This is a genomic window from Stenotrophomonas sp. 2694 (assembly GCF_040548715.1).
Lineage (GTDB): Bacteria > Pseudomonadota > Gammaproteobacteria > Xanthomonadales > Xanthomonadaceae > Stenotrophomonas > Stenotrophomonas indicatrix.
Genome location: NZ_JBEPSG010000026.1, coordinates 13,812 through 37,178, shown reverse-complemented (window position 1 = coordinate 37,178; position 23,367 = coordinate 13,812). Strand labels below are relative to the sequence as shown.

Annotated in this window: 24 protein-coding genes; 14 read left to right on the top strand and 10 right to left on the bottom strand. The window is 65.9% G+C overall.

Annotated elements, in window-relative coordinates:
- Positions 1–124 precede the first annotated feature (124 nt).
- A complete protein-coding gene (locus tag ABIA73_RS19590) occupies positions 125–2,506 on the bottom strand; it encodes a Tle-like phospholipase domain-containing protein (protein WP_502960555.1) in 2,382 nt (793 codons plus the stop codon).
- Between ABIA73_RS19590 and ABIA73_RS19585 the strand changes: the two genes are divergently transcribed.
- Both ABIA73_RS19585 and ABIA73_RS19580 read left to right on the top strand, forming a co-directional pair.
- Positions 2,387–3,490 (top strand): ankyrin repeat domain-containing protein, encoded by a 1,104-nt coding sequence (locus ABIA73_RS19585; protein ID WP_256993991.1) that lies wholly within the window; start codon positions 2,387–2,389, stop codon positions 3,488–3,490. The two genes, ABIA73_RS19590 and ABIA73_RS19585, sit on opposite strands and share 120 nt — an antisense overlap.
- 11 nt (positions 3,491–3,501) lie before the next feature.
- The gene (locus ABIA73_RS19580) at positions 3,502–4,359 is read left to right on the top strand and encodes an ankyrin repeat domain-containing protein (protein WP_354276188.1); all 858 of its coding nucleotides are present in this window, start codon (positions 3,502–3,504) and stop codon (positions 4,357–4,359) included.
- 8 nt (positions 4,360–4,367) lie between these two features.
- Here the strand turns inward: ABIA73_RS19580 and yegS are convergent, their stop codons facing one another.
- The 5 genes from yegS to ABIA73_RS19555 all read right to left on the bottom strand — a co-directional run bounded on the left by yegS (position 4,368) and on the right by ABIA73_RS19555 (position 7,767).
- A complete protein-coding gene (gene yegS / locus ABIA73_RS19575; protein WP_059065388.1) occupies positions 4,368–5,300 on the bottom strand; it encodes a lipid kinase YegS in 933 nt (310 codons plus the stop codon).
- Between the two features lie 254 nt (positions 5,301–5,554).
- A complete protein-coding gene (locus tag ABIA73_RS19570) occupies positions 5,555–6,142 on the bottom strand; it encodes a hypothetical protein (protein ID WP_301866870.1) in 588 nt (195 codons plus the stop codon).
- A 26-nt stretch (positions 6,143–6,168) separates the two neighbouring features.
- On the bottom strand, positions 6,169–6,648 hold the full coding sequence (locus tag ABIA73_RS19565) for a GNAT family N-acetyltransferase (RefSeq protein WP_354276187.1): 480 nt from the start codon (positions 6,646–6,648) through the stop codon (positions 6,169–6,171).
- 57 nt (positions 6,649–6,705) lie between these two features.
- Entirely contained in the window at positions 6,706–7,380 is a 675-nt protein-coding gene (rpe, locus tag ABIA73_RS19560) for a ribulose-phosphate 3-epimerase (protein ID WP_025874606.1), read from the bottom strand.
- A 57-nt stretch (positions 7,381–7,437) separates the two neighbouring features.
- Positions 7,438–7,767 (bottom strand): J domain-containing protein, encoded by a 330-nt coding sequence (locus tag ABIA73_RS19555; protein ID WP_025874605.1) that lies wholly within the window; start codon positions 7,765–7,767, stop codon positions 7,438–7,440.
- A 144-nt stretch (positions 7,768–7,911) separates the two neighbouring features.
- On the opposite strand from ABIA73_RS19555, the gene ABIA73_RS19550 reads away from it, so the two are divergent.
- The 8 genes from ABIA73_RS19550 to ABIA73_RS19515 all read left to right on the top strand — a co-directional run bounded on the left by ABIA73_RS19550 (position 7,912) and on the right by ABIA73_RS19515 (position 15,768).
- A complete protein-coding gene (locus ABIA73_RS19550; RefSeq protein WP_080149676.1) occupies positions 7,912–8,838 on the top strand; it encodes a phosphoribosylaminoimidazolesuccinocarboxamide synthase in 927 nt (308 codons plus the stop codon).
- A gap of 207 nt (positions 8,839–9,045) precedes the next feature.
- The gene (locus ABIA73_RS19545; protein ID WP_025874603.1) at positions 9,046–9,531 is read left to right on the top strand and encodes an Mpo1 family 2-hydroxy fatty acid dioxygenase; all 486 of its coding nucleotides are present in this window, start codon (positions 9,046–9,048) and stop codon (positions 9,529–9,531) included.
- Positions 9,532–9,863: 332 nt separating this feature from the next.
- Positions 9,864–12,692 carry a monovalent cation/H+ antiporter subunit A gene (locus ABIA73_RS19540; protein WP_354276186.1) on the top strand — a complete coding sequence of 943 codons (2,829 nt, stop codon included), beginning with the start codon at positions 9,864–9,866 and terminating at the stop codon, positions 12,690–12,692.
- Complete coding sequence (locus ABIA73_RS19535; RefSeq protein ID WP_025874601.1) at positions 12,692–13,069, top strand: Na+/H+ antiporter subunit C; 378 nt, start codon at positions 12,692–12,694, stop codon at positions 13,067–13,069. The genes ABIA73_RS19540 and ABIA73_RS19535 overlap by 1 nt, the downstream gene beginning before the upstream one ends.
- Entirely contained in the window at positions 13,066–14,601 is a 1,536-nt protein-coding gene (locus ABIA73_RS19530) for a monovalent cation/H+ antiporter subunit D (RefSeq protein ID WP_025874600.1), read from the top strand. Before ABIA73_RS19535 ends, ABIA73_RS19530 begins: the two co-directional genes overlap by 4 nt.
- Positions 14,598–15,104 (top strand): Na+/H+ antiporter subunit E, encoded by a 507-nt coding sequence (locus ABIA73_RS19525; protein WP_313282253.1) that lies wholly within the window; start codon positions 14,598–14,600, stop codon positions 15,102–15,104. The genes ABIA73_RS19530 and ABIA73_RS19525 overlap by 4 nt, the downstream gene beginning before the upstream one ends.
- Positions 15,101–15,385 carry a K+/H+ antiporter subunit F gene (locus tag ABIA73_RS19520; protein ID WP_025874598.1) on the top strand — a complete coding sequence of 95 codons (285 nt, stop codon included), beginning with the start codon at positions 15,101–15,103 and terminating at the stop codon, positions 15,383–15,385. Before ABIA73_RS19525 ends, ABIA73_RS19520 begins: the two co-directional genes overlap by 4 nt.
- Positions 15,382–15,768: a Na+/H+ antiporter subunit G gene (locus tag ABIA73_RS19515; protein ID WP_025874597.1), complete on the top strand. Its 387-nt coding sequence runs from the start codon at positions 15,382–15,384 to the stop codon at positions 15,766–15,768. The genes ABIA73_RS19520 and ABIA73_RS19515 overlap by 4 nt, the downstream gene beginning before the upstream one ends.
- Before the next feature lie 108 nt (positions 15,769–15,876).
- Here the strand turns inward: ABIA73_RS19515 and ABIA73_RS19510 are convergent, their stop codons facing one another.
- Both ABIA73_RS19510 and ABIA73_RS19505 read right to left on the bottom strand, forming a co-directional pair.
- Positions 15,877–16,836: a sodium:calcium antiporter gene (locus tag ABIA73_RS19510; RefSeq protein WP_033832407.1), complete on the bottom strand. Its 960-nt coding sequence runs from the start codon at positions 16,834–16,836 to the stop codon at positions 15,877–15,879.
- 73 nt (positions 16,837–16,909) lie between these two features.
- Positions 16,910–17,554, bottom strand: coding sequence for a hypothetical protein (locus tag ABIA73_RS19505; protein ID WP_025874595.1), 645 nt, complete (start codon positions 17,552–17,554; stop codon positions 16,910–16,912).
- A 124-nt stretch (positions 17,555–17,678) separates the two neighbouring features.
- Between ABIA73_RS19505 and ABIA73_RS19500 the strand changes: the two genes are divergently transcribed.
- Positions 17,679–18,212 carry a hypothetical protein gene (locus tag ABIA73_RS19500; protein WP_025874594.1) on the top strand — a complete coding sequence of 178 codons (534 nt, stop codon included), beginning with the start codon at positions 17,679–17,681 and terminating at the stop codon, positions 18,210–18,212.
- Between the two features lie 165 nt (positions 18,213–18,377).
- Here the strand turns inward: ABIA73_RS19500 and hmgA are convergent, their stop codons facing one another.
- Positions 18,378–19,676, bottom strand: a complete 1,299-nt coding sequence (gene hmgA, locus ABIA73_RS19495) for a homogentisate 1,2-dioxygenase (protein ID WP_032951718.1) — start codon at positions 19,674–19,676, stop codon at positions 18,378–18,380.
- 78 nt (positions 19,677–19,754) lie between these two features.
- The gene (gene hppD / locus ABIA73_RS19490; protein WP_025874592.1) at positions 19,755–20,867 is read right to left on the bottom strand and encodes a 4-hydroxyphenylpyruvate dioxygenase; all 1,113 of its coding nucleotides are present in this window, start codon (positions 20,865–20,867) and stop codon (positions 19,755–19,757) included.
- A 129-nt stretch (positions 20,868–20,996) separates the two neighbouring features.
- On the opposite strand from hppD, the gene ABIA73_RS19485 reads away from it, so the two are divergent.
- The 3 genes from ABIA73_RS19485 to ABIA73_RS19475 all read left to right on the top strand — a co-directional run bounded on the left by ABIA73_RS19485 (position 20,997) and on the right by ABIA73_RS19475 (position 23,339).
- Positions 20,997–21,491 (top strand): MarR family winged helix-turn-helix transcriptional regulator, encoded by a 495-nt coding sequence (locus ABIA73_RS19485; RefSeq protein WP_049467584.1) that lies wholly within the window; start codon positions 20,997–20,999, stop codon positions 21,489–21,491.
- A 539-nt stretch (positions 21,492–22,030) separates the two neighbouring features.
- Complete coding sequence (locus tag ABIA73_RS19480) at positions 22,031–22,258, top strand: hypothetical protein (RefSeq protein WP_025874590.1); 228 nt, start codon at positions 22,031–22,033, stop codon at positions 22,256–22,258.
- 19 nt (positions 22,259–22,277) lie between these two features.
- Positions 22,278–23,339 (top strand): PDDEXK nuclease domain-containing protein, encoded by a 1,062-nt coding sequence (locus ABIA73_RS19475; RefSeq protein ID WP_099785660.1) that lies wholly within the window; start codon positions 22,278–22,280, stop codon positions 23,337–23,339.
- Positions 23,340–23,367: the final 28 nt, after the last annotated feature.

Sequence of the window (23,367 nt, the reverse complement as noted above, 5' to 3'; positions counted from 1 at the left end):
CCACCATCGCCACCAACGGCGTGCGGAAGAAAGGGTATGCGGGGTCGTCAGGCTGGACACCCAATGACTGTATCGCAGCTTTGGCCGCAGGGAAACCCTTTGGCGACGGGCGGTTTACGCCGCCCTAGCCCATCCGCCGTGCCTGTTCCTGGGTCTCGTGCACCTGCTGCTGGGCCAGCGACACCCCCTGCGCCTGCTCGCGAGTGGCATTGATCGCGTCCATCTGGGCGGTGCTCGCGCTCAACGGCTGGGCCATGCCCGCCGCCACTTCGACGTGGGCATGTCGACGGTGCGCGGCGTTCAGGTCGGGCGTATCCACCGCGAAGGCGCGGCTGTGGTCGTCGCTGAGCACCACGTGGGAAATGGACTCCAGCCCCTCGCGCTTGGCCTGCACGGCCAGTGCGCCGGCGAGCTGGTCGCTCTGCAGGTCAGGCACCCGGTTGTGGGCGCGGTCCAGCGCGTGGACCCCGGTCTGGGCACCCACAAACAGGGGGTTGCCGGCATGGGAGGGATGGTCGATGCCGATCGCCTGCGCCAAGGGTTCGGCGGCACGGCTGGCCTGCCGGCTTTCGGCGGCAGGCTGGACGTGCGGGGGCCGCTCGACCAGTTTCCGGGCGGCGGCCTCCTGCTTGATCAGTTCCGAGTCCAGGCTGGGGATGACCGTCGGATCCATGCCATGGCGGGCGGTCGCCTCACTGAAGGCCGGCATCATTCCGCGGATGACGCGTTCGGACTTGTCGAGGTTGTGCAGCTTCGCTGCGTCCAACGCCAGGTTGCCGGTCGGCAAGTGGGTCGCAGCGGCAGCCCCGATGCCCACCGCAGCACCACCTACCGCGGACAGTGTGATCGGCGCCTTGTCGGTAATGCCCTTCACATGGGAGGCCACCAGGTCATAGCCGCGGTCAACATGGGCGCCGGCGGTGGCGAACCCGTTCTGCAGCTTGCCAGCGACCCATTGGCCGTCGTGGTTGATGGCGGCGGCCACGCGCTCGCCCGCCGCGCGCGTGCCTGCGGCATCGGCAAGGGCCTGCTTCGTCGCATGCTGCGCATGTTGCTCGCCGTGGTCACGGACGTCTTCGGCCTGCTTGGCAAGCCTGCCGGCGACGTTGTCCGCGCCCACCCGGTCAGCGACCCACGATAGTGCGGACAGGCCATGGGAGCGGGTCTGCGATTCGACGCGGTGCAGGGTGGATTCGATGCTTCCGGTCAGTTCGCGCCCCGAAGCAACCACCGTGCTCGTCGCCCGGGTACCCAACTGCAGGCTGGCCGAGCCCATGTTCACTACCTGGCCGATGACCATGCCCTCGGTCTTCAGCACGCGCTCGACGCCATCGCCCGTTCTGTCCAGCACCTGGGCAGTGGCAGCGCCCGCCCGCTCGACCTGCTCGCCGGCCAGCCGACCGCTACGCATGCCGTAGGCCGTGGCGTGCAGCACAGTGGACAACGGCCCCGCCAGTTCCGCCACCTGGCTGGGCGGCGCCACGTGCGGGCGATCGACGAGCGCCCCTTGCGCATCGCGGGTCTTGGGCTCAAGCAACAATTCCAGGCGCCCTGCCGCGAGCGGAATATCGCGCAGCGCCTGCTGGCCCGGCTGGCTCGCCAGTTGTTCGATGAACTGTGCAGCGGAGGTCTGCGCCCCCGGGGGCAGCATCTCGCGCAGCTTTTCACCGACGACCTTCTGCATGGCCGGATCCTTCAGCACCATGCCCAGCTCGTTGGCAAGCACGCCGTAGCCACGACGCTGCTGCTCGCTCAGGCGGTGCATGCCGTTCTGCACATCGTTCAGCACTTCACCGGTGGTCTGGTAGGTGTGCACGGTCTGCTGCGTATCGAAGGTCGGCAGGCCGTTGTCCTTGGCGAAACGCGCCGGGGTAGCCGGATGCAGGCCGGCGGCGTTGAACGTGGTGGCACGTGCGCCGGTGACTGCGGACGCGGCGGACGCCATGCCGCCACCGAGGGAGTGACCGGCGATTTCGAAGCCACCGGGCAGGCGTCTGTTCATGGCTACGGCAAGTTCCATCGCGCGATCGTAGTAATCGCTGCGCATGCCGATGCCCTGCTGGCCGTTGTTGAGGAAATCCTCGCCGCCGGATTCACGTTTTCCATCGGGCGCCAGAGGGTCAACAATCTCACCCGTAGATCCCTTGTAGACCACGACAGGTTTCGCATCCTCGCCAAAGACGCGCTTGTCCGGGATGTAGATTTCGGCACGGAATCCGGACTCAGGTGGCTGCAGCAGCTTCCGGATTGCATCGTCCGCCAGGTCGATCCCTGCCGCGCGCAGTGCTGCAGGATCCGTGCTTGCACGCGTCCACCCCAAAGGCGGCTCGCCAGCATGCTTGGCTGATTGATACACATCGGAGGCGAGTCCGGACATCTCCCGCGCGTGGTACGTCTCCTGCAAGCGATCTGCTTCTTCACCGTGGCCACTGGCACGCAGCCGCTCGACAAGTTCACGCTGTTCCTGGATTGCGCGGGCCCGCGCCTCAATGTCGGAATCCGTCATGGCAAGCTCCATTCACCTGGTAGGCGCATTTGCGCCGCGACACTTATCGATTACCAGAACCATTTGCTAATGTCACGGCTTGAGCATCATCTGATGCAGCATCAAAGAATCGGCATGCCCATTCATATTATCGAGAATGTGAAGCGACTCCCAATAACGGCGCTTTTCGTCACACTTCTATCTGTAAGTGGGTGCGCCCTGCCGTCAAGCCATGGCGCCGAGCAGTACTTCGACGGGAAAAACCTTGAGCTTGCGATATCAACCGAGAATGGCGATTCGGACACCATTCGGCACCTGATAAAGGACGAAGGCGTCGATCCAGACAAGGTCTTCGCTCGGGATGCTGGCATCCCCTTGGTGGCGTGGCCCCTTCGGGCGAAGAATCTTGATGGGCTACGTGCACTTCTGGACAACGGCGCAAATCCAAACGCACGCGCATACAAGACAGTAGATGGACGCAAGCTTGGCTACAACAATGCAATGGTCTATGCCGCCAAGATGGACGATTCCCGGTTCATTGAGCTTCTGCTGAGACACGGCGGAGACCCCAACACCCGGAACTCGGCCAATGAAACCCTGCTGTTTCAGGCTTTCGTCAGTGGAAACCAGTGGAAGAACATCCAGGTACTGATTGAGAACGGAGCCAACATCAACGAATCGAACCGCGGCCTGGGGGATGACACCGTGCTGAGCTGGTACACGGGAAGAGGCGGATTCGACTACGCCTACTGGTTGCTGGAGCATGGCGCAGACCCGACCATATCCGAGCGCGTGCCCCAGAACTCTGGCAGGACGGCTCGGCAATTGATGGTCGAAGACATTTACTGGGAAATCACCACGCCGGACAACCTGCCGTGGCAGAAGAAATGCCAGCAATGGCTGGCTGAGCGCAACATCCCCCGCCCGCCGATGCCCGACCACATCCGCAGGAAGCGCGAGGCCTTCAAATTCCCGAGCAAGGAAGAAGACATTCCGCTGCTGTAAGGAGCTCTGACATGGACGTTCACCTGCGTCGCATCATTGCGTATCCCGCCCTTCTGGCAGCAGCGCTGTTTCTGATTCCGGGCTGCACGCCACAGTCAACGCATGGTGCCAGCGACTACTTCAAGGGCAAGGCGCTTGAGCTGGCCGTTGCCAGCGAGCAAGGGGATGCCGACAAGATCACGCGCCTGGTAAAGGACGAAGGCGTCGATCCCGACAAGGTCTTCGCTCGCGATGCTGGCATCCCCTTGGTGGCGTGGCCCCTCCTGGCGAAGAATCTTGATGGGCTACGTGCACTTCTGGACAACGGCGCAGATCCGAATGCACGCGTATACAGGACGGTGGACGGGCGCAGGCTTGGTTACAACAATGCGATGGTCTACGCGGCAAAGCTGGACGACCCTCGCTTCCTGGAGCTGCTCCTGAAGCATGGCGGAGACCCCAACACCCGCAACTCAGCCAACGAGACTCTACTGCTGCAGGCATTCCTCAGCGGAAATCAGTGGAAGAACATCCAGGTACTGATTGAGAACGGGGCCAACATCAATGAATCAAGCCTGGACCTGGGCGATGACACGGTCCTGAGCTGGTACACGACGCGAGGCGGCTTCGACTACGCTTACTGGCTACTGGAACATGGTGCTGATCCAGCGATTGCAAAGCCGGAAGGGTCCAGCCAGCCTGGCCGGCAGAAGATGGTCGAGGACATCTACTGGGAAATCACCACGCCGGACAACCTGCCGTGGCAGAAGAAATGCCAGCAATGGCTGGCTGAGCGCAACATCCCCCGCCCGCCGATGCCCGAACACATCCGCAGGAAGCGCGAGGCCTTCAAATTCCCGAGCAAGGAAGAAGACATTCCGCTGCTCTGATTCCTGTCTCAGCTGCCGGAAAGCAGCACGCAGTCATCCGGCAGATGCATCCGCACCCTGCCCGCCACGCAGTCAATGCGGAAGCGGCGTGCCTGCACCGGTTCGCCATCCAGGTTCAGCGTCAACGGCTGCGGTGCGTCGATCTGCAGCCACGGCAGCTGCGCGCGCGTGGCGACACGTTCCAGCGCCGCCTCCTTGCCGCCGGTCAGCATCTGTCCAAGGGTGGCTGCGACTTCACCCTCCAGTTCCGGCACCACGGTGACGTCCAGCAGGCCGTCATCGATCAGTGCCTGGGGGCACAGCTGCTGGCCGCCACCGGCCTGACGGCCGTTGCCGATACCCAGCGCGATGAACCCACCTTCCCACTGGAAGTCCGGCCCGCTCAGGCGTGCGGTGATGGGTTCGATGCGGCCGAGCTTGGCTATACCGGTGATGACATAGGCCAGTCCGCCGAGCATCTTCTTCAAGCCGGCATCGGTTTCCACCGTGACCTGGGTACCGAAGCCACCGCTGGCGAGGTTTGCGCACCACCATGGCTTGCCGTCGGCATCGACGCGCAGCAGGTCCATGGGGCGTGGGTGGCCGCTGGCAACCAGTGCGAAGGCCTCCTGCGGCTCCACCGGAATGCCGGCAGCGGTGGCGAAATCGTTGGCGGTGCCCATCGGCACCAGCGCCAGCGAAGGCAGCGCCTCAGCCGGCTCGTCGCGATGGGCCAGCGTCTCGGCCACCGCGCTGAGCGTGCCGTCGCCGCCGGCCGCCACGATCACGTCCACGCCGTGGTCGATGGCTTCGGCGACGTAGCGCTCGGCATCACCGTCTTCCCAGGTCACCCGCACTTCCAGCTGCACGCCGCGTTCGCGCCAGTGGCCCACGGCCTCGCGCAGGTCATCGTTGCCTGCGGACTTGCCGTTGAGGATCAGGCGCCAGCGGGGGGTGCTCATGCGGTGCTTCCAGGGAAGGGCGGCACAGGCTAGCAACCGCGCGTTCGGGGCCAGTGAAAGGCGGCGGCCACCGTTCAGGTCAGGGCGCTGGGCTCGCCCGCGCGGCATGTCATGCAGGTGTCATCGGCCACCGGGAAAATGGAAGGCCATAGCAGGGACGACGGATGGAGGCAGGATCAGCCTCCCACGCATGCAGCAAGGCCACGCCAGCGTTTGGCGTGGCTTTTTTTTTCTGCGCGGCGCTGCATATCGGCTTACAGGTAAGCCTCGATGGGACCGTGCAGGAGGCAGCTGTCGAAGGCATCGATGCTGCACAACATCGCTTCATCAATTGCGTACTCCTGCAACAGAAGGTTGAGCGCCGGGATTCCGGTCACGAACCTGCGTTCCACCCTGGTCTGCGCGTCCTGCATGGCGTAGTCGTAGTCGAAGCCATAGGCGGTCTCGGTGAAGCGTGCGGCATGGGTGATCATGCGCAGCTCGTAGGTGTCTTGTTCGCCAGAGATGACATGGGCGAAACAGCGCAACCCGGTGTCCGCCGAAGCCAGCTCCGCTGCCAGTGCCCATCCCTTTTCAAGCGCCGCGAATGGCCGCGGCGGCGGCGATGGGTGGCGGCGACGCCAAAGCATCATGGCGCGTTCCACGTCATGGCCAGCGGCCTGCAGCTCGATGGCGGCCTCGGCGACCCCCAACCCTGTGCGGTGCCCGTAATCGGCCACGAGCTGATCAACCACCAAGGCGTGCGCCTGTGACAGGTCACCGCCGGCAGCCTCCAGCGCCTGCCTGCAGACAGCAATCGAGGCCGGCAGCCGCTGGCGGAGTGCGGCAATGGCGTATTTCATCGGCACACCAGTCACCAGGACACGGCCTACCCGGCGAATGCCTTCAGCGCCTCACCTTCCAACCGGTACACCGTCCACTCGTCCTGCGGTCTGGCGCCGGCTGCGGTGTAGAACTCGATGGCCGGCGTGTTCCAGTCCAGCACTGACCATTCGAAGCGACCACAACCTTCAGCTACCGCCTGGCGGGCGATGTACTTCAGCAGCGCTTTGCCCGCGCCGGAGCCGCGTTTTTCCGGGCTCACGTACAGGTCTTCCAGGTAGATGCCCTTGCGCCCCAGCCAAGTGGAATAGTTGTAGAAATACACCGCGTAGCCGATGGCTTCACCGTTGGCCTCGCAGACCAGCGCGCAGGCGGTGGCGTCGGCGCCGAACAGGCTTTCGGCGATGCCGATCTCATCGGTCTGCACCGACTGCTCGGCCTTCTCGTAGATCGCCAGTTCGCGGATGAACCGAAGGATCAGGCCGGCGTCGGCGACGGTGGCCGGGCGGATGTTCAACAGTGCCATGGGCGAAGAGGGAACGGAGGGAATTGAACGAGCTTAATCCCCTCCGTCCCCTTTTTGTCAGCGCGCTGCAGCGACGTTGGCACGCATCTGCGCGATCACGTCCTGGTAGCTGGTCTTGGCGTTGAAGATGGCCGAGCCGGCGACGAACGTGTCGGCGCCAGCGGCGGCGATCTCGCCGATGTTGTCGGCCTTCACGCCACCATCGATCTCCAGGCGGATGTCACGGCCGCTGGCATCGATCTTCTGGCGCACCACGCGCAGCTTGTCCAAGGCCGACGGAATGAAGGCCTGGCCGCCGAAGCCCGGGTTGACCGACATCAGCAGCACCAGGTCGAGGTCGTCCAGCACCCAGTCGAGGATGTCCACCGGGGTGGCCGGGTTGAGCACGATGCCCGGCTTGCAGCCCAGCGAGCGGATCAGCTGGATGGTGCGGTGCACGTGGCGGCTGGCCTCCGGGTGGAAGCTGATGTAGGTGGCACCGGCCTCGGCGAAGTCCGGGATGATGCGGTCGACCGGCTCGACCATCAGGTGCACGTCGATCGGCGCGGTGACGCCGTGCTTGCGCAGCGCCTGGCAGACCATCGGGCCGATGGTCAGGTTGGGCACGTAGTGGTTGTCCATCACATCGAAATGGACCCAGTCCGCACCTGCGGCCAGGACGTTGTCGACTTCCTCGCCCAGGCGGGCGAAGTTGGCCGAGAGGATGGAAGGAGCGATGAGGCAGTTGGACATGGCCGGGGCCTTCGGAACGGGGAAAGGGGTCTCCCGCCCGCAGGCGGGGCAATGGGGTCAGCGCTTGCGCAGGGTCTTGATGCGGTCGTAGGCAGCGTTGATGCGCCGCGACTTCTGCTCGGCCTGCTGCTGCAGCTCCGGGGCAGCGCCGCCCAGCTTGTCGGGGTGGTACTGGGAGATCAGCTTGCGGTAGGCGCGCTCGACCTCGGCATCCGTGGCCTCGGAGGTCAGCCCCAGCTCGCGGTACGGGTTCTCCTTGTTCAGGCGGAACCAGTCGCTGTCGAAGGCATGCCCCAGCAACAGGCCGACCACCGCGCCGAACAGCGGATTGGGCCGGAACAGCAGGGCGCCGGCGATGAATCCGAGCAGTTTTCCGTACCAGCGCATGGCGCTCCGGGGTCGGCCGACGAAATGGACGCTCATTTTACGTCACAGCGGGCCCGGACCGCTTTACACTAGGCCGCCCGCTGACCAGTTGCGGGCCCGCCGGGTCCCCTGGGCAGCCGTCTCGACGAAGCCCCAGGAGTGCCCGTGCCAACCACGCTGTTGCAATCCGATCTCCCCGGCCTGCCCTTGCGCCACCGCGGCAAGGTGCGTGATGTGTTCGATATCCCGCGCGAGCGACTGCCGGCCGGTACCCCACCGGGGGACTACCTCTTGATGGTCGCCACCGATCGCCTGTCGGCGTTCGATGTGGTCCTGCCCGACCCGATCCCGGGCAAGGGCGAGATGCTCTGCCAGGTGTCCAACTTCTGGTTCGCCAAGACCGCGCACCTGATGCCCAACCACCTGACCGGCATTGATGTGGCCAGCGTGCTGCCCGATGGCGTGGACGCGGCCCTGTACGCCAAGCGCGCGGTGGTCACCCGCAAGCTGAAGCCGGTACCGGTGGAAGCTATCGCCCGTGGCTACCTGATCGGCAGCGGCTGGAAGGACTACCAGCGCACCGGCAAGGTCAGCGGCATCGAGCTGCCCGACGGCCTGCGCCAGGCCGAGCAGCTGCCCGAGCCGATCTTCACCCCCTCGACCAAGGCCGCCGTTGGCGACCATGACGAGAACATCGACTTCGACGCGATGGTGAAGACGGTCGGTGCGGAGATGGCCGAGCGGGTGCGCGACGCGACGCTGCGCATCTACAAGTTCGCGGCCGATTACGCACGCGAGCACGGCATCATCCTGGCCGACACCAAGTTCGAGTTCGGTACCGACGCCGACGGTCGCCTGTACATCATGGACGAGATGCTGACGCCGGATTCCTCGCGCTATTGGCCTGCCGACGAGTACGAAGTGGGCACCAGCCCGCCGAGCTACGACAAGCAGTTCGTGCGTGACTACCTGGAGACGCTGGACTGGGGCAAGACCGCCCCGGGCCCGAGCATCCCGGCGGAGATCATCGAGCGCACCCGCGCCAAGTACGCCGAGGCGCTGCAGCGCCTGGCCGGGATCAGCGTCGACTGATTCCCCTGCGCCCCCGGCCCGCGTGGCGGGGGCGTTCTGAGTGCGGTAGTGCCGGCCGCTGGCCGGCAACCTCGGCGAACTTGCAGCCAGGCACGGCCTGGCTCTACTGGCGGTTGGTAGTGCCGGCCGCTGGCCGGCAACCCCGCGAACATCCAGCCAGGCATGGCCTGGCTCTACTGCCGGCCCCGGCCGGGGTATGCTGGCCACATGCAGACCAGCACCCAGCTTGCGCGTCCGATCGACCGCTATTTCGCCAGCTACTCCGACGACCACCGCAATGTGGTCAACCAGCGCATCCACGTGGTGGCGGTGCCGGCGATCCTGTGGTCGGTGGTGGCCCTGCTGTGGTGCGTGCCGCCGCTGATCACCTGGTTCCAGTACGGCATCTGGTCGGCGTTCGCGATGTTCAGCGCGTGGTGCTTCTACAACAAGCTGTCGCGTCCGCTGGGCATCGGCATGCTCATCCAGTTCTTCGTGTTCGGCTGCCTGTGCCGACTGCTGGAAGCGGAAATCGGCCTGCACAACCTGCGCTCGCTGGCCATCGGCGTATTCGTCGTCGCCTGGATCGCGCAGTTCATCGGCCACAAGTTCGAAGGCCGCAAGCCCAGCTTCCTGACCGACCTGACCTACCTGCTGATCGGCCCGGCGTGGGTGATGGCCAAGGCCTATCGCAAGCTCGACTGGCGCTACTGACCAGCGTCGCCGCGTCGACGCCTTGGTTTCCTGAACGGGCAGATCCCGTCACCGACACTGCACGGCGGGCCTGCCAGCCTGCCGCGGTGACCTCCTCACCTTGCCCCGCCCAGCGGCGGCGGTCCCTGTGCGACAGGGGCTGCGCTGTCCCTGCGTGGGCGTAGGGTGGACCTGCCCACCGGGTCCTGATGGGTCATCCGCGCGGCATGCTGCATCGCAGAAAAAATGAATCAGCGCACGTTACATGCAATTGATCGCTGTTCAATGGGTTTCGGCGACATTTGGCAGCCTGTTATGCTCCCTGACCTGCTCGTGAATCATGGATTCCCTGCATGCTCCCCAGCCTGCCCCTGCTGCTGGCCCTGCCGTTCCTCATGGCAGTGGCTGTCGCAGCCTTCCCCCGTAGTTCGCGCTCGACTGCTGCCTGGCTGGCGGCGCTGGCGCCGTTGGGCGGGCTGGCGATCCTCGCCTGGCTGACCCCATCGGTGCTTGATGGCCAGGTGGTGCGCACGATGGTGCCGTGGCTGCCGCAGATCGGCCTGGACTTCACCCTGCGCCTGGATGGCCTGGCCTGGATGTTCGCGGGGCTGGTGCTGGGCATCGGCGCGCTGGTGGTGCTGTATGCGCGCTATTACCTCAGCAGCCAGGACAACGCGCACCGCTTCTATACCTACCTGTTGCTGTTCATGGGCGCCATGCTGGGCATGGTGCTGTCGGGCAACCTGTTGCTGCTGATGGTCTTCTGGGAAATGACCAGCATCAGCTCGTTCCTGCTGATCGGTTTCTGGTCGCACCGCCAGGACGCGCGCGAGGGCGCGCGGATGGCGCTGGTGATCACCGGCGGCGGCGGCCTGGCGCTGCTGGCCGGCGTGCTGCTGATCGGCCGCATCGTTGGCAGCTTCGACCTGGACGTGGTGCTGGCCGCCGGCGAGCAGATCCGCGCCAGCGCGCTGTACCCCTACGCCCTGTTCCTGGTGCTGGCGGGCATCTTCACCAAGAGCGCGCAGTTCCCGTTCCACTTCTGGCTGCCGCACGCGATGGCCGCCCCCACCCCGGTGTCGGCCTACCTGCACTCGGCCACCATGGTGAAGGCCGGTGTGTTCCTGCTGGCGCGCCTGCATCCGGCATTGGCCGGCAGCGATCTGTTCTTCTACACGGTCAGCGGCATCGGTGCGATCACCCTGCTGATCGGTGCCTGGAACGCGATCTTCCAGCATGACCTGAAGGGCCTGCTGGCCTATTCGACGATCTCGCACCTGGGCCTGATCACCCTGCTGTTCGGCCTGTCCACGCCGATGGCGGTGGTCGCCGGCGTGTTCCACATCATCAACCACGCCACCTTCAAGGCCTCGCTGTTCATGGCCGCCGGCATCATCGACCACGAGACCGGCACCCGTGACATGCGCAAGCTGGGTGGCCTGCGCAGGCTGATGCCGTTCACCAGCGCGCTGGCGATCATCGCCTCGCTGGCGATGGCCGGCATCCCGCTGCTCAACGGCTTCCTGTCCAAGGAAATGCTGTTCGCCGAAGCGCTCTCGGCGGGCGACACCGACACCATGCGCACGGCGGTGTCGATCGCCGCGCTGCTGGCTGGTGTGTTCGGCGTGGCCTACAGCCTGCGCTTCGTGCACGACACGTTCTTCGGCAAGGGCCCGCATGGCCTGGACCGCGTGCCGCACGAACCGCCGCGCTGGATGAAGGTGCCGGTGGAGATCCTGGTGGTGATCTGCGTGGCGGTGGGTATCGCCCCGGCCGTGACCGTGGCCCCGGTATTGCACGCGGCAGCCGCCTCGATCCTCGGCAGCGCGATGCCCGAGTACAACCTGTCGATCTGGCATGGCTTCAACCTGCCGCTGGCGATGAGCGCCGCTGGCGTGGTCGGTGGCGTGGCCCTCTACTTCGGCCTGCGCAAGCTGATCGATCTGCACGCGGTAACCAACACCACGCCGGGACGCAACGTCTTCCACCACCAGCTGGACCTGCTGTCGGCCGGTGCGCAGCGGTTGACCGCCGGCATCGCCAACGGCAGCCTGCAGCGCATGCTGCTGGGCCTGGTGCTGGTGGCGATCGTGGTCGCCGCCGCGCCCTACATCGCCAACCCGGCCTCGCCGGAATGGACCAGACCGCAGCCGATACCGCTGCTGGGCTGGGCGTTGTGGCTGGTGATGATGTCCTGCGCGGTGGCGACCCTGCGCATGTACAAGCAGCGCCTGCTGGCCGTGCTGCTGGTCGGCGGTGTCGGCCTGATGGTGGCGCTGACCTTCGTGTTCCTGTCCGCACCGGACCTGGCGCTGACCCAGCTGCTGGTGGAAATGGTGACCCTGGTGCTGATGCTGCTGGGCATGAACTACCTGCCGGCACAGTCCGGCCCGGAGCGGCCGCGCTGGCGCAAGCGCCGTGATGCGCTGATCGCGATCGTGGCCGGTGCCGGCCTGGGCGCGCTGGCCTACAGCGCGATGACCCTGCCGCCGAACACCATGGCCGGCGAGCTGCTTGCCCGCGCCCTGCCCGAGGCGTACGGCCAGAACGTGGTCAACGTGATCCTGGTCGACTTCCGCGGCTTCGATACCTTCGGCGAGATCACCGTGTTCGGCATTGCCGCACTGGTCGTGCATGCGCTGCTGCGTCGCACGCGGATGGCGCCGGAGCAGATCATGCCCGGTCCGCCGATCAAGCTGCCGGTGCCGGCCGATCTGGCCCAGATCATGTTCCCGCTGACCCTGACGGTCTCCATCTTCCTGTTCCTGCGCGGCCACAACGCGCCGGGCGGCGGCTTCATCGCCGGCCTGGTGCTGGCAGTGCCGCTGCTGATCCAGTACGTGATCCAGGGCACCGCCTCGGTGGAGTCACGCTTCGGCTTCGACTACATCCGCTGCATCGGTACCGGCCTGCTGATCGCCATCCTCAGTGGCGCCGCGTCGATGCTGTTCGGCGTGCCGTTCCTGACCAGCGGCCACCTGGACCTGCACCTGCCGTTGATCGGCGATGTACCGCTGGCCAGCGCGATTGGTTTTGATATCGGCGTGTACCTGGTGGTGTTCGGTGGCGCGATGCTGATGCTGTCGATGATGGCCACCGTCAAACCCTCGCGGACGCGCACCGCGCGCAAGGGCGAGATCGACCTGCAACGCCGCTCGGCACGAACGGGGGAGATGCACTGATGGAACTGGCCCTGGCCTCTGCGATCGGCGTGCTGACCGCCATCGGCATCTACCTGCTGCTGCGCGCGCGCAGCTTCGATGTGATCCTCGGCATGACCTTCCTGTCCTACGCCACCAACCTGCTGATCTTCGCCGGTGGCCGCGTGGTGCAGGGCAAGGCGCCGGTGCTGCAGGAAGGCGTGGAGAGCCACCTGGGCAACTACACCGATCCGCTGCCACAGGCGCTGGTGCTGACCGCCATCGTCATTGCCTTTGCGATGACCGCCGTCAGCATCGTGCTGGCCATGCGCAGCCGTAGCGACAACCACAGTGACCACGTGGACGCGCACGAGCCGGACGACGATGCACCGCCGCGCCGGGGCGAGGACCGCGCATGAATCATCTGGTGATCCTGCCGATCCTGGTACCGCTGCTCGGCGCTGCGCTGTCGCTGTTCGTCGAACACCGCCGCTATGGGCCGAAGGTGCAGCGCGCCGTGGCGTGGACCGCGCTGGGCGCGCTGGCGGTGGTGGTCGGCCTGTTGTTCGCCGACACCGCTGGCGGCGACATCCGCGTGTACCTGCTGGGTGACTGGCCGTCGCGCCTGGGCATCGCACTGGTGGCCGACCGGCTGTCGGCGTGGATGCTGCTGACCACCCTGCTGCTGGCCATCCCCTGCCTGCTGCATGCGTGTTCGGGTTGGGACCGGCGCGCACCGCACTTCCATGCGCTGTTCCAGTTCCAGCTGGTCGGCCTCAACGGCGCCTTCCTGACCGGCGACATCTTCAACCTGTTCGTGTTCTTCGAGGTGATGCTGATCGCCTCCTACGGCCTGCTGCTCAGTGGCGGCCGCGGCCTGCGCATGCGCATCGGCCTGCACTACGTGGTGTTCAACGTCACCGCCTCGACCCTGTTCCTGATCGCACTGGGCCTGCTGTACGCCTCGCTGGGTTCATTGAACATGGCCGAGCTCTCGCAGCGCATCGCCGAAGTGCCGCCTGCGCAGCTGACCCTGGTGAAGGCGACGATGGGCCTGTTGCTGCTGGTGTTCTGTGCCAAGGCCGCGCTGATGCCGCTGTACCTGTGGTTGCCCGAATCGTATGCGCGTGCGCCGGCGGCGGTGGCGGCGCTGTTCGCGATCATGACCAAGGTGGGCCTGTATGCCGTGCTGCGCATCCAGATGCTGTGGTTCGGCGAGGATGCGGGGGCGATGGCCGGCTACGGCCGCGACTGGCTGCTGTGGGCCGGCGTAGCGACGCTGGTGCTGGGTGGCCTGGGCGCGTTGGCCGCCGCACGCCTGCGCGTGCTGATTTCGTATCTGGTGATCGTCTCGGCGGCCACGTTGTTCATCGCCTTCTCGGTGGGCACGCCTGAGGTGCTGTCGGCCGGCCTGTACTACCTGCCGCACAGCAGCTTCGTCGCCGCCGCACTGTTCCTGGTCGCCGACCTGATCCGACGCCGCCGTGGCGGCGCCAGCGACCGCAAGGAAGTGATCGCACCGATGCCCGGCAAGGAGACCCCGGCCGTGCTGTTCCTGATCGCAGCGGTGTCGGTGGCCGGCCTGCCGCCGCTGTCCGGCTTCCTGGCCAAGGCCGCGCTGTTGGCCGGCATGCCGGCGCAGTACACCGGCGCGGTGTGGACCGCAGTGCTGGTCAGCAGCCTGCTGGTCATCATGGGCCTGACCCGCGGCGGCATCCGCCTGTTCTGGCGCGTGCCGCTGCCCGATCCCGATGCACCGCCACCGCGCAAGGCACCACTGCGCCGTGTGGAGCTGTTCGCCGCCTGCATCCTGCTGGCGTACGGCATCGGCATGACCTTGTTCGCTGCCCCGCTGATGCAGCACACCGACGCCATCGCCACCCAGCTGCTGCAGCCGGGCGACTACGTGCAGCAGTTGCGCGCGACCACGCCGGAGATCCGCCAGCCATGAGCGCCAAGCGTTCCCCGATCCGCCGCCTGCTGCCCTCGCCCGCGCTGAGCGTGATGGTGGTGGTGTTCTGGCTGTTGATGTCCGACAGCTTCACGCTCGGCCAGTTCCTGCTGGGCCTGCTGCTGGGCGTGGTCATTCCGCTGTTCGCCGCGCGCCTGGACCGCGAGTTCGCCCGCATCGGCACCCTGCGGCCGCTGCCGAAGCTGCTGTTCGTGACCCTGTGGGACATCCTGATGTCCAACATCCGCGTGGCCATCCAGGTGCTGGGCCCGGAAAAGAACATCCACCCCGGTTTCATCTGGCTGCCGCTGGACATCGCCAACATCCACGGCATCGCCGCGCTGACCAGCATGATCACCCTGACCCCCGGCACGGTGTCGGCCGCCCTCAGCGACGACCGCAAATTCCTGCTGGTGCACGTGCTGCACCTGGAAGACCCGCAGGAGCTGATCGACACGATCAAGCGCCGTTATGAAGCCCCGTTGATGGAGATCTTCCCATGACTGGATTCCAGATCATCCAGACCACCCTGGTGGTGTGCATGCACGTGGTCGGCCTGGCCATGCTGCTGGCCACCTGGCGCCTGCTGCGCGGGCCGACCGTGCCCGACCGCATCCTTGCACTGGATACGCTGTCGGTGACCGCCATCGCCGAGTTGATGCTGTTCGGCATGTACCTCAATTCGGCGATCTACTTCGAGGCGGCACTGATCATCGCCATGCTCGGCTTCGGCAGCACCGTGGTGCTGAGCAAGTTCGTGCTGCGCCGGGACATCGTCGAATGATCACCTTCATCCAGATCGCGCTGTCGATCCTGCTGCTGTTCGGCTGCTTCTTCATCCTGGTCGGCGCACTGGGCCTGGTGAAGCTGTCCACCTTCTTCAAGCGCCTGCACGCACCGACCAAGGCCAGCACGCTGGGCGTGGGCTGCGTGCTGGTGTGCTCGGTGTGCTACCACATCTTCCTGGGCCAGGACCCGCAGCCGCGCGAGCTGCTGATCACCGTGTTCCTGTTCATCACCGCACCGATCAGCGCGCACCTGATGGCCAAGGCGGCACTGTCGCTGCTGATGGAAACGCGCCCCAGCCTGCCGGGCAACGAGCGTGCCGAAGACGAGCAGCTGCCCCCGCCGGAACCGGAGCGGGAAGAGGAAACCACCGCGCGTTGACGGTGGGTGCCGACCGTTGGTCGGCACGACCCCGGATAACCGCCAGTAGAGCCAGGCCATGCCTGGCTGCGAGTTCGCCGAGGTTGCCGGCCAGCGGCCGGCACTACCTCAGACCGGTGTGACCAGCGCGATTTCCAGCCCCAGCCAGGCCACGAACGCGCCCAGCAGCACCGCACCTTCGATGCGGCTGATGCGCAGGTCGCCGCGCAGCATCGGGTACAGCACCAGTGCGAAGGCCAGCACCGCCGGCAGTTCCAAGCGCACGAACGAGGCTGGCAACGCCAGCGGCTGCAGCAGCCCCATCGCACCGATCACCAGCATCAGGTTGACCACGCTGGAGCCGAGCACGTGGCCCAGCACCATGTCGCCGTGACCACGGCGTGCTGCCGCGACCGCGGCCGCCACCTCCGGCAACGCAGTGCCGATCGCCACCGGCAGCAGACCCACCAGCAGCGGCGTCCAGCCCAGCGCGGCGCCGAAATCAGCGGCGGCACCGACCACCAGGCGCGCGCCCCAATACAACGCCAGTGCGGCAACCAGCAGGCGCAGTACGTTCAACGGCAGGCTGGTGCGGCTCAGGGCTGACTCGGCAATGATCGCCTGTACCTCGGCGCTCTCATGGCGTCCGCGACGCAGCAGCAGGAACTGCACCACCACGAACCCGGCCACCAGCACGCCGGCCTCCCAGCGCAGCAGGCGGCCATCGAGTCCGAACACGATCAGCAGCAGGCCCGCGGCCAGCAGCCCCCACCACAGCACGGCCTGCAGGCGCGCGCGCAGCAGCAACGGCGCCACCATCGCGGCCACCGCCAGGGTCAGGCCGAGGTTGACCACGCTGCTGCCGACGGCATTGCCCAAGGCCAGCTCCGGCTGGCCCACCACCAGCGCGCGGGCGTTGACCGCCAGCTCCGGCAGCGAGGTGGTGATACCCAGCAACAGCAGGCCTGCGGTGAATGCACTGGCGCCGAAACGCTGCGCCAGGCCGGACACGGCTTTGACGATGGAGTCCCCACCCAGGGCCAGCAACAGCAGGCCGAGCAGGAACCAGGCAATGGCAATAGCGATCATCGGGCGCTCCCCAGCGGTCGTGGCGCGATTCTACGCTCGGCCCACCCGCGGCGGGTGAGCCGAGGATGGCCGATCAGCCGCAGCCTTCGGCGTAGTCCACCTGCGGGGTCCTGCCGACCCGCCAGGCGCCGACCTTGCCGTCAGCGCCGAGGGCGAAATCGATGATCGCCGCTCCGTCCTGCGCCGGGCGCACGCGCAGGTGCTGGGCCTTGTCGTCGTACTTGTCAGGACCGACGTCGGCGCGCTCGGGATAGAGCACCTGCAGCTCGCCCAGGGTCATGCCGACCCGGCCGCCACCGGGAGCGACGATGGACGGGCTGCGTACATCGTAGCGGACCAGCTTGCGCGCCTCGAACATCAGGCGCGGGTCTTCGGCCCCCTGCGGGCGCAGGAAGTAGCAGCCTTCATTGGCATCGTCGGCAGGCAGCGGCTTGCCCGTGGCGTCGGTACCCAGACCCTGCAAGGGGGTGCCGAAGCCACTGCGCACCTCGGCGATGCCTGCGCCCAGCGTGGCGCCGCCGAAGCCATCCAGGCGTGCCGGGCTGTCGCTGCGCGGATCCACCGGCGAAGCGGTGGCCAGATCGGCGTCGGCGGGAACGGAGGCATCCTTCGCCGGTGCGGTGGCCGCGGGCGGCGCTGCCGGTGCGGCGGTGTCGGGACTACGGTTGCAGGCGGCCAACGACAACAGCAGCAGGCCGGCCATCGGGAGATGCTTCATCGGTGCGGATCCTTGGCACAGGGTGGGTGCACGCTACCGCAGCCGGCGTGCAGGCGCTGCATTGTCATCCCGGTTTCATCGCCCTCATTCAGGCTGGGCGAGCACCGACTTGGCTGTCCTCCCCATGCAACCGCGCAAGACCGACCTCGCCCGAACCGCGCTGCAGGCCCACCGCGCACCGCTGGACATGCGCCAGCGACGCCTGCTGATCCTGTGTGATGGCCAGCGCAGCATCGCCGAGCTGACCGCACTGCTTGGGCAGGACGCGGCAGCGATGGTGATCCAGCTGATCCAGGGCGGCTACCTGGTGACCGCTGCGGACGCACCCGCCTCCACGCCACCTGCGCCGGTTGCGATGGCGGCTCCGCTGGCGCCGTCAGTCACTGCCGCTTCTGCGCCGGTCGAGCGCCGCCGCTCGCTGGTCGCCGCGCGCATCTATGTGCTGGGAATCCTGGAGATGCAGCGGCATCCCAACGCAGCGGCGCTGTTCCGCGACCTGCAGCAGGCGCGTGCCGAAGGCGAGGTGCTGCGGGTGATGCAATCGGCGCTGCAGGTGCTGCCGGCGCTGACCTCGGAAGGGTACTGCCAGCGCGTGCGGCAGCGGCTGATGGAGGCGCTGCCGGTGGAGCATTGCAGCGCGTTCGCGGCCATTGCCTGAACCGGGGAACAGCATCCACGCATGGCGTGGATCTACTACATCACGTGCCCGGATGGATCCACGTCACGCGTGCACGCGATATCGCGCTTTCCGGTAGATCCACGCCATGCCTGGATACGGTATCGTGATTCCCGATAGATCCACGCCATGCGTGGATGCGGACGATCAACGGAAATTGTTGCGCAGGCCGTTCCAGCACTGCTGGTAATCGCCCTGCAGGTGGCTTGCTGCCAGCGCCTGCGCGGTCGGGCGGATCACCCCGCGGGTCTCGAACATGAAGGCCATGGTGTCCTTGATCACATCCGGCTTGGACAGGTCCGCATTGGAGGCTTTGTCGAAGGTCGGGGCATCCGGACCGTGGCCGCTCATGCAGTTGTGCAGCGACGCACCGCCCGGCACGAAGCCTTCGGCCTTGGCGTCGTAGGCACCATGCACCAGGCCCATGAACTCGCTGGCGATGTTGCGGTGGAACCACGGCGGGCGGAACGTGTTCTGCGCCACCAGCCAGCGCGGCGGGAAGATCGCAAAGTCCATGTTGCTGGTGCCCGGGGTGTCGCTGGGCGAGTGCAGCACCAGGAAGATCGACGGATCCGGGTGGTCGTGGCTGATCGAGCCGATGGTGTTGAAGCGGCGCAGATCATAGCGGTACGGCGCGTAGTTGCCGTGCCAGGCGACCACGTCCAGCGGCGAATGATTGATCGGCGCACGCCACAGGCGGCCGTCGAACTTGGCAATCAGTTCGAAATCGCCGTCGACGTCTTCGAACGCGGCATGCGGAGTCTCGAAATCGCGCGGATTGGCCAGGCCGTTGGAACCGATCGGGCCCAGGTCGGGCAGCTTCAGCAGTGCGCCGAAGTTCTCGCAGATGTAGCCACGGCTCGGGCCATCCGGCAGCTCGACGCGGAAGCGCACGCCGCGCGGAATCACCGCGATCTGCTGCGGTTCGATCTCGATCACGCCCAGCTCGGTCAGCAGGCGCAGGCTGCCCAGCTGCGGCACGATCAGCAGTTCGCCGTCGGCGTCGTAGAAGTAGCGGCCGACCATGTCACGGTTGGCCGCGTACAGATGGATGCCGACACCGGCATGCGCGTCGGGCGAGCCGTTGCCGCCCATCGTGTACAGGCCTTCGACGAAATCGGTGGGCAGTTCCGGAAGCGGCAGCGGGCTCCAGCGCAGCTGGTTAGGCGAAGCCGGCTGCGCACTGAAATCGCACTGCAGCTGCGATTGCGCAAAGGGAGTGAACTCACCGTGGGTAACCGCCGGACGGATCCGGTACAGCCAGCTGCGGCGATTGCTGCCGCGCGGTGCGGTGAATGCGGTACCGGTCAGCTGCTCGGCATACAGGCCATGGGCCACCTTCTGCGGCGAGTTCTGGCCGACGGGCAGCGCACCGGGCACGGCCTCGCTGGCGAACTCGTTGCCGAAACCGGACTGGTAGCCGCGGGCGGTGATGGAGGGAGACATGGGGGTTCCTGGAAGCCTGGGGAAAGCCGCCGGGCATGGCCCGGCGCTACCGGTGGAGAAGGTGCCGTTGTGGAAACCTTACAGCACGCCGCGGCGGATCTGGTCGCGTTCGATGCTCTCGAACAGCGCGGTGAAGTTGCCTTCGCCGAAGCCTTCGTTGCCCTTGCGCTGGATGATCTCGAAGAAGATCGGGCCGATGCAGTTCTGGGTGAAGATCTGCAGCAGCTTGCGCTGGTGGGTTTCCGGGTCGGCGTCGATCAGGATCTTGTTCTTCGCCAGGCGGGCGACGTCCTCACCGTGGTTCGGCACGCGCTGGTCGATCACATCGAAGTAGGTCTCCGGCGTGTCGAGGAAATCCACGCCCTGCGCGCGCATGGCTTCGACCGTTTCGTAGATGTTCTCGGTGAAGCAGGCGATGTGCTGGATGCCCTCGCCCTTGTACGCATCCAGGTACTCGTTGATCTGGCTCTTCGGGTCGGACGATTCGTTCAGCGGAATGCGCACGATGCCATCCGGCGCGGTCATCGCCTTGGACACCAGGCCGGTCTTCAGGCCCTTGATGTCGAAGTAGCGGATCTCGCGGAAGTTGAACAGGCGCTCGTAATAGTCCGACCACTGCTGCATGTTGCCGAAGTACAGGTTGTGGGTCAGGTGGTCGATGAAGGTCAGGCCGAAGCCCTTCGGGCGCAGCTCGGCGCCGGCGATCAGCTCGTAGTCGCCATCGAAGATGCTGCCGGCTTCGCCGTAGCGGTCCACCAGGTACAGCATGCAGTCACCGATGCCCTTGATGACCGGGGCGTTCACCGCCTTGCTCTCCGGCTTGAAGGCGATGGCTTCGGCGCCATTGCCCAGCGCGGTCTGGTAGACCTCCGCGCCCGGCTTCTTGAAGCGGATGGCGAAGCCGCAGGCGCACGGGCCGTGCTTTTCAGCGAAGTCGGCGGCGAACGAATCGGGGTCTTCATTGACCAGGAAGTTGACGTCGCCCTGGCGATAGACGGTAATCGGACGCTGCTTGTGCTTGAGCACCGCGCTGAAGCCCATCTTGCGGAAGTACTCGTGCAGCTCGGCACCACGGCCGGCCGGTGCGGCGAATTCGACGAACTCGAAGCCGTCGATGCCCATCGGGTTTTCGAAGGTGGTGACCTGCATGCCGGGGTTGGGATGCGAGGCGGACGGGACTGCGGTATTCATGGCGTGGCTCCGAATCGGTGCCGCATCGGCACAAACCAGGTGCGGGCGGGGTTGGACCCGGCGAGAATGCAGGGTACGGACCCAACACTTATAGTTACACTTGAAACCACCAGCAAGGTGCACCGCAACATGAGCCCCGCCGATCCCGTTTCCACCCGCCTGCGTGCCTCCCACGTCCTGCTCGACCTGGAACAGTTCCTGCCGTACCGGCTGAGCGTGCTGTCCAACCGGGTCAGCGGCAACATCGCCAAGCTGTACGGCGACCGCTATGGCCTGGCCATTCCGGAGTGGCGGGTGATCACCATCCTGGCGCTGTACCCCGGGTCGTCGGCCAGCGAGGTCTCCGACCGCACGGCGATGGACAAGGTCGCGGTCAGCCGCGCGGTGGCCCGCCTGCTGGAGCGCGGTTTCATCAAGCGTGAGACGCATGGCGATGACCGCCGCCGTTCGGTGTTGGCGCTGTCGGCGGCGGGGTTCGAGGTATACGAAACGATCGCGCCGATGGTGATCGAGATCACCCGCAAGCTGATGTCGGTGCTGAGCGAGGAAGAGGAGCAGGTGCTGGAGAAGCTGATCCTGCGCCTGGCCGGCGATGGCCTGGAGCGGATGGGCGAAGGGGTCTGATCCCTTCGGGGCGGCGCCCTCGCCGCCCTTGGTAGGTGTCGACCTTGGTCGACACTTGGATCCACGCCACGCGTGGATGATGTCGCGGGCTGCGCTGTGAGGGATCCGGCGCAGGCCATTGATGACGTGCAACGCGCGGTGTTCATGGCCCGCCGACGAACGGTCTTTCGGCCGGGTTCGACTCAACGTGTCGCGTTTACCACCTGATGTTTCGGCATCGGGCCGGTAGAGTCATGACCGACGGAGCGGCTGTATCGACATTCGCGTATTGAGTGGCATTGCCTATTGGACGGCGGGCTGCACAGGCCTGAGGGTGGGAACGCAGCGGCGCTCCGCTGCCGGGGTTGAAAGCCCGTCACTCAAACGCGTAACGACGCTGCACCCATGGTGCCCATCTTACGGTGGGCGCCATTCTGCAGCCGGGTCTGCCCTATGGCGGGCGGTGCGTGGGGCCTGGTGCCCACCGTTTTCGCGTTTAAGCGGTCTTTCAACCACGCATCGCCTGCCGCCTTCCCGGCGGCCCGCCACGGAGCTTCGCCATGACACGCCCCCATCACCCCACCACCGGGCCCATCGACCGCGATGCCGACCTGCAGCGCATCGATGAGGCCTTGGCCACATTGGAAAACGTCACCGAGGCCTGGCTTGAGCATCATCGCCTGAAGGCCTGCCAGCCAGGCCTGCTGCTGTCGTTGAACCGGCTGCTTGACCTGACCAGTCTCGCCAAGGGCTATGCCAGTGCGTTGCGGGTGATTGCCGAGCCCTGACCCTGATGGAAAGCACCTCATGGATGACACACCGCGCCCCACCCTGCCGCATACCAACGACCTGCTGGCTGATATCCGGACACTGATATCCACGGCCCGCGCCGGAATGGTCAGGACCGTCAATGCCGAACTGACGCTGCTTTACTGGCGTATAGGACGTCGCATCCATGTCGATCAGATGGGTGGACATCGGGCACGCTATGGGGAGGTCCTGTTCAAGCGCATCGCAAGAACGCTGTCTACCGAGTTCGGCGGCTCGTTCGGTGAAAAGAGCCTGCGCAGGATGGTGCAGTTCTCCATCGCATTTGCCGACGAGCAGATTGTCGTATCACTGCTACGACAATTGAGCTGGACCCATTTCATCGCGCTGATTCCGCTGTCTGATCCACTCAAACGCGACTTCTACGCCCAGATGGCCAGCACGGAAGGCTGGAGTGTCCGCATGTTGCGCCAGCGCATCGATTCGATGCTGTACGAACGCACAGCACTCTCCAGCCAGCCCGAACAGACAATCGCCAATGAGCTGTCGGCGTTGCGCAGGAACCAGCAGCTCTCCCCGGGCCTGGTCCTGCGCGACCCGTACGTACTGGATTTTCTCGGGTTGAAGGACTGCTGGGACGAACAGGAACTGGAAGGCGCCATCCTGCGTGAAATGCAGGGGTTCCTGCTTGAACTCGGGGCAGGCTTCAGTTTCGTCGCCCGCCAGAAACGCATCCAGATCGACGACGATGACTTCCATCTCGACCTGTTGTTCTACAACCGCCGCCTGCGCAGGCTGGTGGCCGTCGAATTGAAGATCGGTGACTTCAAGCCAGCGTACAAGGGCCAGATGGAGCTCTATCTGCGTTGGCTGGATCGTTATGAACGAGAGGAAGGGGAAGAGGCGCCGCTGGGCATCATCCTTTGCACAGGCAAGAAGGCAGGCCAGATCGAGTTGCTGGAGCTGGACCGCTCAGGCATCCATGTGGCGGAGTACCTGACCTCCCTTCCCTCCCGGGAAGTCCTCAAGCAACGACTGCAGGCCGCCACCGAGCGTGCCCGGCAACGCATGGAACTCACTGCTGAAGACATCGATCCCTAGCCTCCACTCAGCAAGGATCGACAGATCC

Coding starts and splice junctions, on each gene's coding strand:
- ABIA73_RS19590 (WP_502960555.1), bottom strand. CDS start 2,506: ATGACGGATTCCGACATTGAGGCGCGGGCCCGCGCAATCCAGGAACAG.
- ABIA73_RS19580 (WP_354276188.1), top strand. CDS start 3,502: ATGGACGTTCACCTGCGTCGCATCATTGCGTATCCCGCCCTTCTGGCA.
- yegS (WP_059065388.1), bottom strand. CDS start 5,300: ATGAGCACCCCCCGCTGGCGCCTGATCCTCAACGGCAAGTCCGCAGGC.
- ABIA73_RS19570 (WP_301866870.1), bottom strand. CDS start 6,142: ATGAAATACGCCATTGCCGCACTCCGCCAGCGGCTGCCGGCCTCGATT.
- ABIA73_RS19565 (WP_354276187.1), bottom strand. CDS start 6,648: ATGGCACTGTTGAACATCCGCCCGGCCACCGTCGCCGACGCCGGCCTG.
- rpe (WP_025874606.1), bottom strand. CDS start 7,380: ATGTCCAACTGCCTCATCGCTCCTTCCATCCTCTCGGCCAACTTCGCC.
- ABIA73_RS19555 (WP_025874605.1), bottom strand. CDS start 7,767: ATGCGCTGGTACGGAAAACTGCTCGGATTCATCGCCGGCGCCCTGCTG.
- ABIA73_RS19545 (WP_025874603.1), top strand. CDS start 9,046: ATGCAGACCAGCACCCAGCTTGCGCGTCCGATCGACCGCTATTTCGCC.
- ABIA73_RS19540 (WP_354276186.1), top strand. CDS start 9,864: ATGCTCCCCAGCCTGCCCCTGCTGCTGGCCCTGCCGTTCCTCATGGCA.
- ABIA73_RS19535 (WP_025874601.1), top strand. CDS start 12,692: ATGGAACTGGCCCTGGCCTCTGCGATCGGCGTGCTGACCGCCATCGGC.
- ABIA73_RS19530 (WP_025874600.1), top strand. CDS start 13,066: ATGAATCATCTGGTGATCCTGCCGATCCTGGTACCGCTGCTCGGCGCT.
- ABIA73_RS19525 (WP_313282253.1), top strand. CDS start 14,598: ATGAGCGCCAAGCGTTCCCCGATCCGCCGCCTGCTGCCCTCGCCCGCG.
- ABIA73_RS19520 (WP_025874598.1), top strand. CDS start 15,101: ATGACTGGATTCCAGATCATCCAGACCACCCTGGTGGTGTGCATGCAC.
- ABIA73_RS19515 (WP_025874597.1), top strand. CDS start 15,382: ATGATCACCTTCATCCAGATCGCGCTGTCGATCCTGCTGCTGTTCGGC.
- ABIA73_RS19510 (WP_033832407.1), bottom strand. CDS start 16,836: ATGATCGCTATTGCCATTGCCTGGTTCCTGCTCGGCCTGCTGTTGCTG.
- ABIA73_RS19505 (WP_025874595.1), bottom strand. CDS start 17,554: ATGAAGCATCTCCCGATGGCCGGCCTGCTGCTGTTGTCGTTGGCCGCC.
- ABIA73_RS19500 (WP_025874594.1), top strand. CDS start 17,679: ATGCAACCGCGCAAGACCGACCTCGCCCGAACCGCGCTGCAGGCCCAC.
- hmgA (WP_032951718.1), bottom strand. CDS start 19,676: ATGTCTCCCTCCATCACCGCCCGCGGCTACCAGTCCGGTTTCGGCAAC.
- hppD (WP_025874592.1), bottom strand. CDS start 20,867: ATGAATACCGCAGTCCCGTCCGCCTCGCATCCCAACCCCGGCATGCAG.
- ABIA73_RS19485 (WP_049467584.1), top strand. CDS start 20,997: ATGAGCCCCGCCGATCCCGTTTCCACCCGCCTGCGTGCCTCCCACGTC.
- ABIA73_RS19480 (WP_025874590.1), top strand. CDS start 22,031: ATGACACGCCCCCATCACCCCACCACCGGGCCCATCGACCGCGATGCC.
- ABIA73_RS19475 (WP_099785660.1), top strand. CDS start 22,278: ATGGATGACACACCGCGCCCCACCCTGCCGCATACCAACGACCTGCTG.